Source organism: Paenibacillus sp. FSL F4-0122, from assembly GCF_038002845.1.
Taxonomy (GTDB): Bacteria; Bacillota; Bacilli; order Paenibacillales; family Paenibacillaceae; genus Paenibacillus_AQ; species Paenibacillus_AQ odorifer.
Genome location: NZ_JBBODI010000001.1, coordinates 4874199 through 4890503, shown reverse-complemented (window position 1 = coordinate 4890503; position 16305 = coordinate 4874199). Strand labels below are relative to the sequence as shown.

The following is a 16305-nucleotide window of genomic DNA, read 5'->3' as shown; positions in this document are numbered from 1 at the left end:
TGCTTCTTAGTCGCATTAGCTACTGAGAAAACCTTATTTTCGGATTAAGTACGCCATACAATAAATCTACTAATAGATTGATAAGAATAAATTGTGTAGCAAACAGAAGCAGTAAGGCTTGAATGACTGTATAATCCCGGAACAAAATGGAGTCTACTAGCAGCCTGCCAAGACCCGGAATACTGAATACCGTCTCAACCATTACAGAGCCGCCGAGCAGAAACCCAAACTGAAGTCCAGCTACGGTAACCACCTGAATCAAAGAGTTGCGCAGCGCATGCCTGCCGATAACAACATACTCGCGTAAGCCTTTTGCACGTCCTGTACGGATATAATCCTCCCGAAGGGTCTCCAGCATAGATGACCTAGAATAACGGGCCAACATAGACATAATTCCCATCCCGAGTGTAATGGAAGGAAGAATATAGGACTTCCAGGAATCAACACCACCCGTTGGAAACCAACCAAGCTCTACCGAGAAAATTTGAATGAGTACCAAGCCTAACCAAAATCCAGGAATAGACATCCCTGAAATGGCTGTCAACGTCCCTAAATGATCCGGCCACCGATTGCGATAAACGGCTGAAACCACGCCAATTAGAAGACCAATAATTAGAGCCCAGGCCATACTAAGAAAAGTCAGCCACAACGTAGGCATTACTCTGCTTTCCAGCATGTCAGTAACCGGGATCCCTGAACGGATCGAATTGCCCAGATTACCACTTAGCAGATCACCCATGTAGTTTATGTATTGCTTCCACAAAGGCAGATTGAGACCCAGCTGCTCCTGAATTCCACGAATTTCTTCAAGCGTGGCATCTTTACCGGCAATAAGTCGGGCTGGATCGCCTGGGATTAAGTGAATAAACAAAAAGACAAGCACCGATACAATGAACAACAGCGGAATAACCCCGAGGAGTCTTTGTAAAGCATATCTACCCAACTCATAAGCCCCCTTCAGTATCGACAAATGATTTAGTGAGGCCGCTTCCCACCATACTACAGAAGCGGCCTCGTTCATTTCTTGGGATATTAAACCTAACGTTTGTTTAGCATTATTTCACTTCTGCATTCAGGACATTAATGGAACCATCCGGGAAGACCTTAACTCCTTCCAGATACGATCTTTTGCCTGAGATGATTTGGTCGACGCCCATGAATGCCCATGGAGCATCTTCCCAAATTGTTTTTTGAATATTGCCATAGATGGATTTAGCCGCTTCTGGATCAACAGATTTATTCGCCTCAGCGATCCATTTGTCTACATTTTCATTTTTGTAATAGGCTGTATTTGAGCCAGCAGGCGGGAACATTTCACTACTGAACAACCCTCTGGTTGCACCATCTGCATCTCCTGAAGACGGAGACCAGCTGACATACCACATTTGAATTTTCGCTTCTTCTGGTGTCTTAGCAGAGTTAATTTGGTCGGACAATGTGCCGCCTTCCATGGATTTCACGTCTACCTTAATCCCTACAAGTGCTAGCTGTTGCTGAATAAATTGCATCCCCTTCATAGTTTCGGATTCATTTTCACCCCAAATTTCGGTTTCGAATCCATCAGGATAACCTGCTTCAGCAAGCAATTGTTTAGCTTTTTCAATGTCATAGTCATAACCTGTTTGCGGGGAATAGTATTGTGTTTTGGAAGACATCGTGGAATCAAGCTTAGCACCAAGACCCGATTTCACAACTTTGATATAAGCTTCTTTATTGATAGCATAGTTAATGGCTTGACGAACCTTCACATCATCGAAAGGTTTTTTCATCGTATTCAACGTTACATAACGGACGATTGTCGAATCGATGGTATCTACAGTAATTCCTTCAAGACCTTCAACCTCAGATACTTGCTCCGTTGGCATTGGATAAATAAAATCTGCCTCGCCGGTTTTTAGCATGGCTATCCGTGATCCATTCTCTGGCACAGGTCTAAAGGTCACACTATCCACTTTTGGCAAGCCCGCTTGCCAGTAATCAGGGTTCTTAACGACAACCAAGCGGTCGCCTTGCACCCATTCTTTGAACTTAAATGGTCCCGTCCCTACAGGATTTTTCGAAATATCGGTGCCATTTTCTTCTAAAGCTTTCGGACTAATAATAGGTGCCATAGCTACTTTATTTAAAAATGCGTTGTACGGCTCACTGAGTGTAATAACCACGGTTTTAGCATCAGGAGTCTCCACTTTCACTACCTTTGCGAAGCTTTTGCGCAGTCTCAGATTGTTCTTCTCATCTTGAATACGGGCGATGTTTACTTTAACCGCTTCAGCATTAAAGTCAGTACCGTCTTGGAATTTAACATTCTCTTGCAGCGTGAACGTGTAGACCAACCCGTCTTCACTTATGGAATGGCTTGCGGCAAGAACAGGAACCACGTTCATATTCTCATCAAAACCCATCAGACCTTCGTACATCGTTCTGGCAGCGCTGATTGAATGCGTATCGCTTGCGTTATGAGGGTCCAGCGTAATAAAGTTAGAATTGATGGCAATTACAATGTCTTTATCATTCTTTGTAGTTGGGGTGCTAGTTTCAGTTCCACCAGCAGTATTGCCTTTTTGTCCCTCGTTGCTCGCTTTGTTGCCGCACCCTGCAGTCACTACTACTGTAATAAGCAGCAGCATGAACATTGACCATACTTTTCCTTTTGCTTTCATTTTTTACACTCCCCTATTCAAACGATGTATTAGAAAAGCTTCTAGTCCGATTAATCACCAAACTTGAAGATTATTCTTGACCTTATGCTCTAGATCTCCCATTGAAATACAGCACGGCGTTCGCCGACTACAGTACCGCCATCATTAACAATCGTGTTAGGCACGAGTGCATATAGGCGATCAATTGTGTCTTGATTGCTGTAACCAATACGTTCTAGAATCGATGCGATAATACATGGCCAGACTTGTTCTGATCCGTCGGATACTTTCAGTGATATACCCATTCGTTCCTTACGGAGTCCGATACCGTATACCCCTTTTGCTCCACCTTTAGCCGTCAGATTGTCATCCTTCAGGAGCTCTGAGCATACAAATTTCGTGTCAGCAATCATAACCGGGTTATCGTTCATAAGTTTTGCAATGGCAGCGGCTGCGTTACGTATATCCGTATCCTCAATCAAATCGGGACACGCTAGCTTTAGATAGGAATAAGCGATTTTATGAAGCGGAAGTGCGAAGATAGGAAGTCCACAGCCATCAATACCTTGCGGGATGGACGCTTTGGGAACTTCAGCGATATAAGCCATTATCTCAAGAATCTCCTGTTGTACAGGATGGTTAGGATCGTAATAAGTGTTTATATCCCAACCCATATATTTGCTAAGGCCCATTAATCCTGCATGTTTGCCTGAGCAGTTATGAAAGATTTTACGAGTGGGCTCATTTGCCCGGTGACGTTCTGCTTTGGCTTCTTCATTCAGCGGGTATGTAGAGCAGCAATGTAGTGACTCTTCTTTTAATCCCATTTTCTGAAAAAGAGCTTCAAGCGCTTCAATATGGAAGGCTTCTCCCCGGTGTGAAGCGGTAAACAGCGAAGCTTCTTTACTTGTCAAACCATATACTTCATCGATCCGGCGTTTCATTACCGGCAAAGCTTGGAATGGCTTAGCAGCAGAGCGAAGATAAGTCATATGCTCCGGATCGCCTGCTTTGTACAAAATGTTGCCCTTCTCATCAACTACACTAACTGCACCATAATGCACATTCTCCAGCAGGCCCCCACGATATTCTTCTACCAATGTTGTAAATCCCATCTGTACAACCTCCCCAGCAGTAGTTAATTTAATCTAAGGCAAAAAATCGATTCTGCGATAAAAGTCCCGATCCGATAATTACACCCTTCTCATTCAGCAACGAGCGATGAATCGTAAAGGAACCACGAAGCGGCTCCCAGGTAAAGCGAGAGAGGTACAGCTGCTCAACTTCTTCGTATATATCCGGGAATTTGTCCACGAGTTCTCCACTTAAAATCACGCTGTCGGGGTTATACATGCATACGACATTATTAATGGTGATGGCCATATACATGAGTGCACGGTCGATCAAGTGCATCGCCCATTGTTCTCCTGCATGTTTTGCTGCGAATAACTCCTCAATCGTACGGATCGGGCGAATCCGATTAGCTTCAGATAATAAAGAACTGATATTTATATAGGTCTGTAAACAGCCCGCTTTGCCGCACTCACACATCATTCCGTTAGGATCTACTGTCGTGTGCCCAATTTCACCCGCACTGTTCATCACCCCTCGATAAATCTCTCCCTCGAGAATCATCGCAGAGCCCACGCCTTGACCGAAACCCAATAATGCCGTACGGCTGGAGCCGACTGCGGCTCCTTTAAGATGTTCAGCAAGAGCCCTTACTTTCAGCTCATTGTCCACAGCGATTTCAAAACCTGTCAGCTCTTTCAAGCGTTTAGCTAACGGCACATTTTTCCATCCTAGCTGAACAGAGAAGACAACAATTCCTTCTTCGTTATTCACAATGCCGGGAAGTCCAACGCCAATACCCACGATACGTGTTCTGTCAATCACATGCTGCTGGAACAATTGCTCAATGGCTTCATGAATCCGTTCCAGCGTTCGATCCGGGCTTTCGTCTGGTGTACGGGGAAATTGACTACTGCAGATAAGCTGTCCTTGTAAGTCCACAATTCCAATAGACATAAGACTGCGATCCAGTTCAACGCCAACCGATAATACAGAAGCGTCCATCATACCTATTAACGTTGATTTCCGACCTAATCCTGATGATACCTGCTCTGAATCGAGTAAATATCCTTCCTCCGTCAACTCTCCGACAATTCGACTTACAGTCGTAGGACTCATACCAGTCTGTTTAGCAATAGAAGCGCGAGAAATCGGTTGTTGATTTTTTATAATTTCGAAAACCGTTAAACGATTTTGTCGCTTCATAAAATCCTGATCGTGCTTTTTCACGGGCATTCTCCTAATTATTTTCTCCAGTGCATTAATTGGATTAATAAACCACAAAAACAAGAAAATATTTGCAAATAAAGCGCTGATAATGTATTCTTTGATTTAAATTTTAATTTAGTTTCTCCAGTGATGGGATTAATAATAAAGGGTCATGGTTTATGTGTCAATATAAATGACATATTTTTTATTTAAAAATAAATGTAAGCGGTTAACGAAAGATAACCAACACAAAAATCACTCAATATATAACACAGACATAACATATAAGCCCGTGAATTAGCATTTAATTTGAATCTTGAACCTATTAATTGGAATAGAAAGACTGAAAGTGGTATTTTGCTTGGATTAATGTGAGGGTGTGTGAATCGATGGTAAATTGAAGGTAACACTCGCATCAAAAGGAAACTCTCAAAAAGGAGATAGCTTTTGATGCGAAGTGAGTTAGTTACATCGAAGGTGCTAAAAAATCATTGAAACTCAACGGTCTTAACCGCTGCGTCCTCTTGGATCATCGATAACAATTGTACTGGATTAAATGATTCAGGCAATCTTACAACGATTTCTACGTTTAATTCGGATTCTACACTGTTATTTTCAGCATGAAAACTTAGAACAGCGATTTTGTGTTCTTTAAGCAACTCTTGAATTCGGCCCATAGCGCCTTCTGTGTTAGCTAGACTTATAACGAGCTGTTGGGTTTTTGGTGCGGCCAGCCAGCTGTTACGACTGTGTAAGATCTTTTGCCCAAGTAAAATGATTATCGTTGCTCCTACGCCAAGAATATAAAGACCAGACCCTATAGCCATGCCCACTCCGGCTGTTGCCCAAATCCCTGCAGCAGTAGTGAGCCCTTTGACTGTGTGTCTTTGCATAAAAATCATTCCTGCGCCCAAAAAACCTACTCCGCTTACTACCTGAGCAGCTATCCGAGCGGGATCAAGAGAAAGATTAGGCCAATCCGCTTGATCCTGAAACCCATATTTGGAGATGACCATCATGAGTGCAGCACCTAAGGCCACAACAAAATGTGTTCTAACTCCAGCTTCTTTCATCCGGCTTTTGCGTTCATATCCAACTAATACGCCACAAATTCCCGCGCCAATTACACGAAGCAAATACTCAAACTCCATACCTTCACCTTCTTTCATCATGATATGTATGTTGGATTAGTACCACGTAGGATAAATTCGATAATCTATTTATTGTATCACAAACAAAAAACCATAATACGTCCTCTCGCATTATGGTTAACTCGCATTTTTTAATTTTATACTTCTTAGTTCGTATCGGAAGCTAACAAAGAGCAAATCTCCGCATCTACAAATCTACCTTTTTCAAAAAAAGATTCGCGCAACAATCCCTCATACTTAAAGCCCGCTTTCAAAAGAGACTTCTTGGAGGCAATATTAGCCGGATCATAAAACGCCTCAATTCGATGGAGCTTCATATGCTCAAAGCCATACGCAATAATAGCTGTCAGGACTTCTGTCATCACACCCTGCCGCCAATAAAGTGGAGATAATTCATACCCAATCTCTGCTTTGAAATTTCTGTGCGCCCAGTTATGATATCCGCATGAACCCATCATTATATTATCCTCACGCCTGGCTATTCCCCAGCGAATACTTTGTTTGCCTTTGAAACGTTCATCCCATCTTTCGATAAGGTTGATCGCTTGCTGTATATCGGTAAAGCTATCCAGATCATAATACTGGGTCACTTCATCTTTTGAAAAATAATTATATATTTCTTTAGCATCATCCAGTGTAATTCTTCTCAAAATAAAGCGGTCTGTTTCGAGCACAGGAAATCCTTCAACGTTATCGATCATATTTTCCTTAAGTCTCCTCTCATTTCTCTAGTAGTACAGTTCGTCGTGGAAAGTGAAACTTCCTTTAGGATATAATGTATTTTATAAACTAGTGATTTTTTTCACCTTGTAATCATTTGTTCATATTGCGTTCTTAATTGCTTGATACACTTCAATCATAACGATAACTACAAAGGAGATATTCTTATGAAAAAATTGTATTACACGTCTTTTTTCTATGCAATTCTTGGTTTGATAGCCGGAGTGGCCTATCGCGAAATTACTAAAATGAATGATTTCACAGGAGATACTATATTAGTTGCGCTTCACACTCACATTCTAGTCTTAGGATTCTTTTTCTTTATTATTGCTATAATCTTAGACAAGTTATTTAATATCCATGAGGCTAAATCTTTTGGTGCATGGTACATTGTCTATAACATTGGTCTTCTAATCACGATTGGTGCAATGGCTACACGTGGAATGCTGCAAATTAACGGCAGTGATATTAGCTTCCTGCCCCATATTGCGGGGCTTGGTCACGCCATTGTTGGGGCTGGAATCATCTGGCTGCTCGTGCTACTCGGTAAACGAATTAAATAATACAGAAAGAGCCGCCAGGATCACTCCAGCGGCTCTTTTAATTATCCCCTGCTTTCCGTTACGGAGCAATCCCCCATACGAGAGCATCACTTTGATAAAGCGTCACTTTATCCCAGTTAGTATAAGCAGTTTTAGTAGCATCAAAGGAGTAGTCATTGGCTTCGTTAAAATTAGTCCAATCTGATTTATATATTCTGAGTTGAATATCTCCGGACTGGCCTCCAGCTGGAATGGAACCAGCCGAAGAAGCAAACGAAAGTTCAACGTAAGTGTCTGCATTCGTGCCTGTGTTGTCTGCAAAGGCGACTTGAACATTATTATTGCCGATCTGTGCCCAATCAATTGTGCCATTTAACGTCTGATTACTATCTTTAGTGAAATAATAACGGATTTTAAGTTCGCTTAAGTTCACTGCGGTTGTGCCGTTATTTTTAATATTAAAATAAGGTTTGATCTGATTGTCTGTCGCATTAGTATCTCCCGCCCGATACTGCAACGTCAGACTAATTGCTGCCGGAACTTGTGGAACAGCACTCGCTTGTGCCGAATTCACACTCTCTCCTGCACTATTGGTTGCGCTTACAACATAGTAATAGGTTGTTCCGTTCGTTAAGCCCGTGTTAATGTAGCTCGTTGCCGTTAGCCCTGTTGCTACAGTGGTATACGGCCCTCCGCTTGTGGTTGCACTTTTCACAGTGTAACTAGTCGCACCACTGGATGCACTCCAGCTCAGGTTTACTTTTGCATCTCCTGCTGTCGCTACCAAATTGGTTGGCGCCGCGGGAACAGTCGCAACTGCTGCTGGAGCCGCACTCGCTTGTGTAGAATCCGCACTCTCTCCCACACTATTAGTTGCGCTTACAACATAGTAATAAGTTGTTCCGTTCGTTAGGGCGGTGTTAGTGTAGCTCGTGGTCGTTAGCCCTGCTGCTACAGTAGTGTACGGGCCTCCGCTTGTGGTTGCACTTTTCACAGTGTAGCTAGTCGCACCATTGGATGCGCTCCAGCTCAGGCTTACTTTTGCATCTCCCGCTGTCGCTACCAAGTTAGTGGGTGCCGTCGGAACAGTCGCCACTGCTGCTGGGGTCGCACTCGCTTGTCCCGAATTCACACTCTCTCCCACACTATTGGTTGCGCTTACAACATAGTGATAGGTTGTTCCGTTCGTTAGGGCGGTGTTGGTGTAGCTCGTTGACGTTAGCCCGGTTGCTACAGTGGTATACGGCCCTCCGCTTGTGGTCGCTCGTTTTACGGTGTAACTAGTCGCACTGCTGGATGCCGTCCAGCTCAGGCTTACTTTTGCATCTCCCGCTGTCGCTACCAAGTTAGTGGGTGCCGCTGGAACTACAGTGCCCCCTCCGTTACTCAGAGGAATTACAGGGTAAGCATTCTGTACCAGCTGAACAAATTGATCATGGAACCAGTGGCCTGATACAGGCGCATTAGGTAATGCACCGGTCAGTGTGCCGCTTGAGCTGGTATAAGTCGGATCACACATTCTGTCAAAGCCCTTGCCCTCATTATTTGGAATGGCACTGCTGGAGCCGTCAGATTCTCCCGGAGGTTTCACCCAGACGAATGCATCCAAATGTGAGGCTGCATAACCTGCGGGTGCTGCTTGTGGAACTTCTCCAATTCCGGCACCGCTGGCATTACACCAATTGCCGCGATGGAGACGTTTATCAATCCGACCGGAATCCGCATAAGCGTTAACGGTTGTTCCGCTTGCACTAGTCGGACGATTAGGTCCTCCCCACCCGTTACGGGAAGTATCAATAAGGAAGCCGATCGTGGAAGGCCAACCTTTTGCTACAAAACCTGAATACAAAGCTGCTGTGAAATCAGCTTCATCAAAATACGGATTCCATTCATAATAACTTGCAGAACGAAGCTGCTGGCTGCCTATCGTAAGATTCGGATCTGGAAGATTAGGTTCTACTAGTGGAGTGGTATTGGCTGTATTCGTAATGAATCCATCGACACTAGCAAGTCCAGCTGTAGTGCCTGACACAACCGAAGTAAAGAGGTCGATAGCGGGGCCACGGTTAGTATCCCATCCGAGCCAGCCGGAGTGACCAATATCCATGTAAGTATACACATTTGGAATGGCATGGAGAGCATTTAAAGTGTAACGTGTAGCATCACGGTAAATATTCGTGGAGTTAGCTTGAGCACACTGTGGTGTGCTGAGATTGGTAACAAGATTCGGAAGCGAATCCGGCTCTACGATAGTCACTATCCGAATGTCACTATATTTGGGCTTTGCAAAAATACTGGCGATTACGTCAACATAATCTGATTTGTAGGTTGTCAAACCCGCTGCTGTCAGTGGCAGCTCGCCATTGGAGGCCAAAGCGTGGCAATCCCGCCCAGGCATATCATAAATTACGAATGTGGCTGTAATCGGCGTGTTTGGTTGCTTTTGCGCGAGTACGGAATCTAATGTTTCCTCAAGACTTTTTCTGCCTCCGTTTTCTGTCCCGCCATAAATTGCAGCAATTCGATCCAGCCATACGGCTGTCGGATATTTTTTAATGGTCTCCATCTTGGAAACTAAAGTACTATCGGTAACCTGAGCAATAGAGGTATCAATCAGTGCGGCATAATCAGGATTAACATATGCTGTAGCTCCTACAAACGGATTGTCAACATGTGCCTCACTGGCATACGTGGTAGAAGGAGCATATCCGGTGATAACTAAAGCCATGATCGTAAGCAATAACAACATTTGCTTCCTTAGTGCTTTTGTCATTTATTATTCTCCTTTCGACAATTAAATAAATTCGTAAATAATTTATTAATAGCCACGCGATGCTACAATTGCAGTATTCACTCCTTTAAAGAATGGTCACCTCCTCTATGCCTTACCCGCACTCATCATCACCTCCTCTCCGTTTTAAAGATCTAACAAGAGCCTAAATACCCTAACTATTTAACATAAATATAATTTTATTTAATTTATAGAAAATTATCCCTTTTCTTGAATACTACCATATCCTATTTTTAATTAGAAGATAGTAGATGAAATAAAAGTTTAATAATGAGACTATAAGAATATTTGTTTATAAACTGGTAAATGATACAATGTGGAAGTGACAAGGTATTTTGAATTTTAAGTATTTTCGAAGTAACGCTAACAAACCTTTAAGGAGTGAAAAAAATGTCCATCGATGTTTATCTTAATTTCAATGGGAATTGTCGTGACGCAGCAGAGTTTTACGCAGAGGTGTTTGGCACTGAACGTCCACAAATCATGACCTTTGGTGAAACACCACCCGATCCCAATTTCACTCTTCCTGAGGAAGCTAAAGATTTGGTTATGCACACCCGCTTGAATATCGAAGGCAGTAATGTAATGTTTTCTGATGTTTTTCCAGGCATGCCTTTTATCGAAGGAAACAATATTAGTCTTTCCGTAGTTAGTAAGGATTTAGATAACATAAAGAAATATTTCGATAAGCTTCAAGAGGGCGGTAAAGTAGTTATGGAACTGCAAGAAACCTTCTGGAGCTCTTGTTATGGTAGTCTAAAAGATAAATTCGGCATCGACTGGCAATTCAATTATGATGACGGACGAATGAATATGTAATAAAAAACAACGGGCATGGAGTAACTAACCTCCTGCTCGTTGTTTTTTTGTTTTTCGCTTAAATTAGTCCATAATCAAATCGTACACACTAACCTTCCGAATTCGCCGGGCAACAAGCATAGACACCGCATAAGCGACTACTAGAATGGCTGCACACAATAGCAATACTTGAGGCAAACTAACCGCCAGTTGGACATTATAAATCCCTAAACTCGAGAGCAATAGTACAAACGCTGAGTCTGAGAAAAAATACCCCCCTATGCTCCCCAAAGCTACTCCCACCACAATCACCGGAAACAGACTAAAGGTAATCTGCGTCATCAGATTAAAAGTGGTGTAACCCATTCCTTTAAGAATGCCGAACTCACGTTTCCGCTTCAGAATCAAAGTCTTAATCACTAAATACAAAATCAGACTGACTACTATAATCGTCACCACAGTGATGACTGCTGTCATAGAAGATACTGCGGCAGTGAATGTACTGAGCGTACTATCAACCGTTTCTCGAATGTTAGTAATGTTCCATTGCTTAGGGAAGCGTGCTTCCAGATCCTTCACAAAAGCTTGCGCATCTCCCCCCTCTTTCAGATACACATTGATGGACAGAGGGGTGTACTCCGGTTGAAGTCTTCTCATTCCATCACCGGTCATACTCGCCACCATTCCAAGTTGGCTAATCTGCTGGCTTAAGCCAGTAACCAAATAATTCTCCGTCACACCATTAAAAGTGATCGGGACCTCGTCCCCTATTTCTGAATTTTCCAACTTAGCAATAACACCGGAAATCACAATTTCATTATCATAAATTGGCTCTCGCCCTTTGTATATGGTTTGTGTCTCCAGCTTGCTATAATCGTCAGATACCCGGAGCATAAAGCTGGTGTTCTTAATCGAAGCGACCATGCTATCCAATACAGTCAACTTTTCAACCCCTGGCATGGCTTCTAATTCTGTAAACTTCCCCTGCTGTAGGTCACCGTTTTTCGGCAATAACAAAAAGTCGCTGCGTTCTATACCTACCAGTTCTATAACTGCTGAGGTGTCTCCCTTAAAGTTGAAATTCAATATAGAGCAAAAAATACTAGAAAAGGTTAATCCGGCAACGATCAATACGATCATCATATTCTGTTTTGCCTGCCTTACTAAAGCTTTAAGGCTTAAGCTGAATTGCAGATTCATCCGGGATGTTTCGAGTGGAATTGGGTTCCGCTTGAAATTGTGAGTGAGGATTCCGCTCTGCAGAGCTGTAATCGGAGTAATGTTCCGAATTCGCCGGCTCGACAGATAGGTAACAAGTAGCACTAGTCCAGAGACAATAACCAAACTAAGCACTGCACTGACCCCTTCAAAGGATATTGGCCACAAAAGTCCGATTGAAGACGAAATCATATTCCCTACCAACGGCATAACCAGCCCAGATAACCCGCCTCCCGGTATAGCTGCAATGATGGAAACTGAGGTGAACTGTAGCAGAAGCGCATTTTTAATCTGCCATGAAGTATAACCGTTAGCTTTTAAAATACCGATGTTCGTTAAATTGTCTTCAATATGCCCCAATATTTGAAACCTGATGACAATAAGCGAGATTAGAACCATAATCAGTGCAAACACGATTAAAATGGCTGCTAAAAGATTAACAAAAACACGGTTCCCTTCGAGACCAACCTCTGCCCGCATGACTTGAAATTGATCCGTACTTCCTGAGGCAAAAATCCGCTCACTAAGCATTTGCTCCAGCTTTACATCCTTTGAAGGATCGGTTAAATCTGCTGATAGAAAGCTGTACTGAGCTTCAGTTCCAAGACGTTCCCCCAACTGTTTATAACCTTCATCATTCAAAAATACTTTTAAAGCTCCATTAGTTAACGTCCCTAGCAACGGCTCCTCAATAAAGCCACCTATAGTATAAGAAAATGAGTTATTATCGTATACAAAAGTAAAAGTATCCCCAAGGTTATACCCCGATCCAACATGGAACAAATAAGGCAGATAGATCATATTCGCATCCTTAGATCCTAGTGGAGTCGTTGTCTTGAACAGTCCCTTGGTCCGCGGTGTATCCATGTTAAGAATTATAAAAGCTACCGTAGTGTCCGTTTGTCCGTACTTCATTTTAGCATCTGCTAACAGAATTGCTGCTTCATTCTCCCAGGATTCTGTATATGAATAACTATCCACAAGCTCCTCATACTCTTCTAGATAATCATCTTTTGGAAAATATGCACTTATTTCTGGAGTCCTTAATTCAGTCATTTTTTCTTGCTGGAAGGAATTGAGCTTCAAAATGACCGTAAGACCAATGTTCAGCAGCAGCACAGCTATCATGATAAGAATGAAGAGCGTAACCGTAGCACTTTTTCTTTTACGAATATTGGACCAAGCTAATTTTCCTATTAGGCTGCTCATCCCTACCACCCCAATTCGGTTAGAAAGGACTGTAATTGCTGCTGCCGTTCAGGTCCGTTATCTTCGCTATAAGGGGTAAGACGCAAATCTCCCACGATGACTCCATCCCGCAAATACAATATCCGATTTCCACGCAACGCGGTTTTAAGATCATGAGTAACCATAATTATACTTTGCCCTTGTCTATTCACCTCAGTAAGGACGCGCAGTACACCTATTCCTGCTGAACTATTTAACGCACCCGTCGGCTCATCGGCGAAAACCGCTTTTGGACTGTTGATCAATGCCCGGATAATCCCCGCCCGCTGAGCTTCGCCACCTGAGATTTGCGCCGGAAACTTGCCCCAGGCAGAGTCATCCAGACCTACATCAGAGAGTAGCTTTTTGGCTTTTTTTACAGCACCTGCTCTATCCTTTTGTACAAGAAAAGCACTTGATAATACATTGTCGAGGACACTCATCGTATCCAGCAGATGAATCTGCTGAAACACGAACCCACAATTCTTCCGCCGGAATATCGCAAGCTGATCATTACTCATGGCTGTAATATCCTGACCTTCAAATAGAACCTCTCCAAGTGTTGGCTTATCCATACCCGAAATGGCATACAGCAGTGTTGATTTACCAGAACCAGAGCTGCCCATGATAATCGTAAAATCACCATGATATAAGGTCAGATCCAGATTTTTCAAAACATGCTGCTGAGTTCCTCCATGGGAGAAGGTTTTTCCAAGCTTATTAGTCTGCATCAGCACTTTATTATTCACTTCGCTCATGTTGAACACTCCATTTACATTCATGCTCATTAATTGCGCTAAAAAAAATCATAGCTCTACGCGAAATATAATGGCTGCAATCACAAACTCATTCGTAATTGCAACCTTATCGTACGTTAAATGTTCTTAACATGTCTTTGTGCAATCCTTAGCTAATTCTTAATTCTGTCCTGCTAAAGGAATTAGCAGTTTGACTGTAAATCCGTCCTCCCGATTGGAGCACAGAATATCGCCTTGCATTTTTTGCATCATATAACGGGAAATGTACAGGCCTAGACCTGCACCATTCTGGCTCACGGCCAGACTGCCCCGAAAAAATTTATTGAATACTAAAGGCAGCTCCTCTTCAGGAACCCCGGGACCATAGTCCAGAATATCTACCTCCAGATAATGATCCGTGATCTCAAACTTAATATCTATGGGTGTGTCTGTGTAGGCATATTTGTAGGAATTATTCACAACATTATCGATCACCTGCTGCAACCGCAAGGGGTCCACCGTAATGAGACAGTCAGGCACAGACGCTGCTGAAATCCGTTCATAGAAATTTACATTATTTATAATTTGGATCAGCAGGTGGCTTTGCTCTTCCGTTAAGCTGACTTTAAGTTCATTTAGTTCCTCCAAGGTCGAATGGAACATATCAGTCACCAGACGATCAATCTGATCTGCTTTGGAGTACAAAGTGTTAAGCTGTCTGCCGGTCTTCTCATCCCTTGCGCTTAATAACATCAGTTCCGTGATCGCCTTTAACGAAGCAACGGGTGTTTTAATGTCATGACTGAGACTAGCAACCAGTTCCTTTTTACTTTTATTCGCCAAATATTCGCTGTGTCTAGCCGCTGCAAGCTCTTCCCGCATCATATCAAAGCTTTCGGTAAAAGCACCAAACAGATGATTACGATCCATCTCCAGCGGCACTTCCAGATCACCTCTCGCGATATGCTTCGCGAATTGCTGCATTTTGCGGAACGGACGGAGAACCGATCGATTCAGGAACCAAATATAGAGAACGCCTAGAACCGTAAGCAGAAGCAGCATCACAATAGAAACTTGTATAAATTGTTTTTTCATATGTATAAAGATCGCACGGTAATCATTATTAATAATCACCTTCCCCACCATCTTATCCTGAACAAAAACGTCCACTAGAGTATCCCGATTATTGATGGCTTCGTTAACAGTAACGGAAATCGCATTTCCCGTCTGATATTTAAGTACTCCCGTGGTATCTATAATGGCAAATTCATAAGGACTTTCCTTGTACAGCTTCGGATCAAGCTTGTCCCAGTTCTGTTCCGTGAGCTTCACAATGGTATTGATCGCCACTCTATCTGTTCCTGTCTCCACCTGCAAATTAAGAATTAGGAAGGTGAGCGCTAAACTTGCGGCAAATATAGTAAGCAGAAGGGCCAACAGCAGTTTTTTTGTCATAACTATTTGTCCTCAAAAGCATAACCGATGCCCCATACTGTACGGATGTACTGAGGATCATTAGGATTCTGCTCAATCTTCTCACGTAGATGACGGATATGTACATTTAAGGTGCCATCCCCCGCAAAAACATCTCCCCATACCTCAGTAAATAACTCCTCTTTGGGGATTACCCTATTTTTCTGCTGAATCAAATAGCTGAGCAATTTATATTCCATCGTTTTCAGCTTGAGAGCTACGCCATTAAGGCTTGCCCTCCTAAGTTCGGGGTCTATCTGGATAGGGCCGGCTTGGAGGATAGCTGCCTCAGCTATAACTTCGTTATTGTGGCGTTTAAGCACCGCCTTCACTTTTGCGAGCAGCACTCTCAGGGTATACGGCTTATGAATATAGTCATCTCCTCCGATATCAAGAGCAATCAATACATCATCTTCACTGGAGCGGGCACTAATAAACAAGATAGGAATCCCCATCGTCTGACGCAGCTCTTTGCATAACTGGAAGCCGGATTCACCGCCTAAATTAATATCAAGCAGTAACATTGAGACCTGATGCTCACGCAAAAAGCTCCGGCAGGCAGCAGCGCTTGTAACAAACGCGGTTTGAACATCAAACAAATTAAAATATTCGCAGGTGCTCTCCGCAAGTTCAGTTTCATCATCAATAATTAAACAATCATATCTCATGGATTTCTCTCCGCTTCAACAGAATTTAGTATTATGTTAGAATATGCCTTTAAGGAGGGGT

At 42.9% G+C, this 16305-nt stretch carries 13 protein-coding genes; 2 read left to right on the top strand and 11 right to left on the bottom strand.

Annotation, left to right across the window (positions count from 1 at the left end; all coding sequences use genetic code 11):
• Positions 1-19: 19 nt before the first annotated feature.
• The 6 genes from MHH49_RS21215 to MHH49_RS21190 form a co-directional block, all read right to left on the bottom strand.
• Positions 20-943, bottom strand: coding sequence for an ABC transporter permease subunit (locus MHH49_RS21215; protein WP_036689023.1), 924 nt, complete (start codon positions 941-943; stop codon positions 20-22).
• 112 nt (positions 944-1055) lie between these two features.
• Positions 1056-2660 carry a glutathione ABC transporter substrate-binding protein gene (locus tag MHH49_RS21210; protein WP_076278750.1) on the bottom strand — a complete coding sequence of 535 codons (1605 nt, stop codon included), beginning with the start codon at positions 2658-2660 and terminating at the stop codon, positions 1056-1058.
• An 89-nt stretch (positions 2661-2749) separates the two neighbouring features.
• Positions 2750-3754, bottom strand: a complete 1005-nt coding sequence (locus MHH49_RS21205; RefSeq protein WP_341138457.1) for an asparaginase — start codon at positions 3752-3754, stop codon at positions 2750-2752.
• Between the two features lie 28 nt (positions 3755-3782).
• The gene (locus MHH49_RS21200) at positions 3783-4946 is read right to left on the bottom strand and encodes an ROK family transcriptional regulator (RefSeq protein WP_256717176.1); all 1164 of its coding nucleotides are present in this window, start codon (positions 4944-4946) and stop codon (positions 3783-3785) included.
• A 461-nt stretch (positions 4947-5407) separates the two neighbouring features.
• Positions 5408-6070: an MgtC/SapB family protein gene (locus MHH49_RS21195; protein WP_094903188.1), complete on the bottom strand. Its 663-nt coding sequence runs from the start codon at positions 6068-6070 to the stop codon at positions 5408-5410.
• Positions 6071-6216: 146 nt separating this feature from the next.
• Entirely contained in the window at positions 6217-6771 is a 555-nt protein-coding gene (locus MHH49_RS21190; protein ID WP_081387118.1) for a GNAT family N-acetyltransferase, read from the bottom strand.
• Between the two features lie 186 nt (positions 6772-6957).
• On the opposite strand from MHH49_RS21190, the gene MHH49_RS21185 reads away from it, so the two are divergent.
• On the top strand, positions 6958-7353 hold the full coding sequence (locus MHH49_RS21185) for a DUF2871 domain-containing protein (RefSeq protein WP_076278752.1): 396 nt from the start codon (positions 6958-6960) through the stop codon (positions 7351-7353).
• A 58-nt stretch (positions 7354-7411) separates the two neighbouring features.
• Here the strand turns inward: MHH49_RS21185 and MHH49_RS31250 are convergent, their stop codons facing one another.
• A complete protein-coding gene (locus tag MHH49_RS31250) occupies positions 7412-10105 on the bottom strand; it encodes a glycoside hydrolase family 6 protein (protein ID WP_445667559.1) in 2694 nt (897 codons plus the stop codon).
• Between the two features lie 408 nt (positions 10106-10513).
• On the opposite strand from MHH49_RS31250, the gene MHH49_RS21170 reads away from it, so the two are divergent.
• Entirely contained in the window at positions 10514-10942 is a 429-nt protein-coding gene (locus MHH49_RS21170) for a VOC family protein (RefSeq protein WP_076307627.1), read from the top strand.
• Between the two features lie 63 nt (positions 10943-11005).
• Here the strand turns inward: MHH49_RS21170 and MHH49_RS21165 are convergent, their stop codons facing one another.
• From MHH49_RS21165 to MHH49_RS21150, 4 genes are all read right to left on the bottom strand, one after another.
• Positions 11006-13348 carry an ABC transporter permease gene (locus MHH49_RS21165; RefSeq protein ID WP_076278754.1) on the bottom strand — a complete coding sequence of 781 codons (2343 nt, stop codon included), beginning with the start codon at positions 13346-13348 and terminating at the stop codon, positions 11006-11008.
• 2 nt (positions 13349-13350) lie between these two features.
• Positions 13351-14124, bottom strand: a complete 774-nt coding sequence (locus tag MHH49_RS21160) for an ABC transporter ATP-binding protein (RefSeq protein WP_326047758.1) — start codon at positions 14122-14124, stop codon at positions 13351-13353.
• 159 nt (positions 14125-14283) lie between these two features.
• Positions 14284-15558, bottom strand: a complete 1275-nt coding sequence (locus tag MHH49_RS21155; RefSeq protein WP_076190536.1) for a HAMP domain-containing sensor histidine kinase — start codon at positions 15556-15558, stop codon at positions 14284-14286.
• Positions 15559-15560: 2 nt separating this feature from the next.
• On the bottom strand, positions 15561-16244 hold the full coding sequence (locus MHH49_RS21150; RefSeq protein ID WP_326047761.1) for a response regulator transcription factor: 684 nt from the start codon (positions 16242-16244) through the stop codon (positions 15561-15563).
• Positions 16245-16305: the final 61 nt, after the last annotated feature.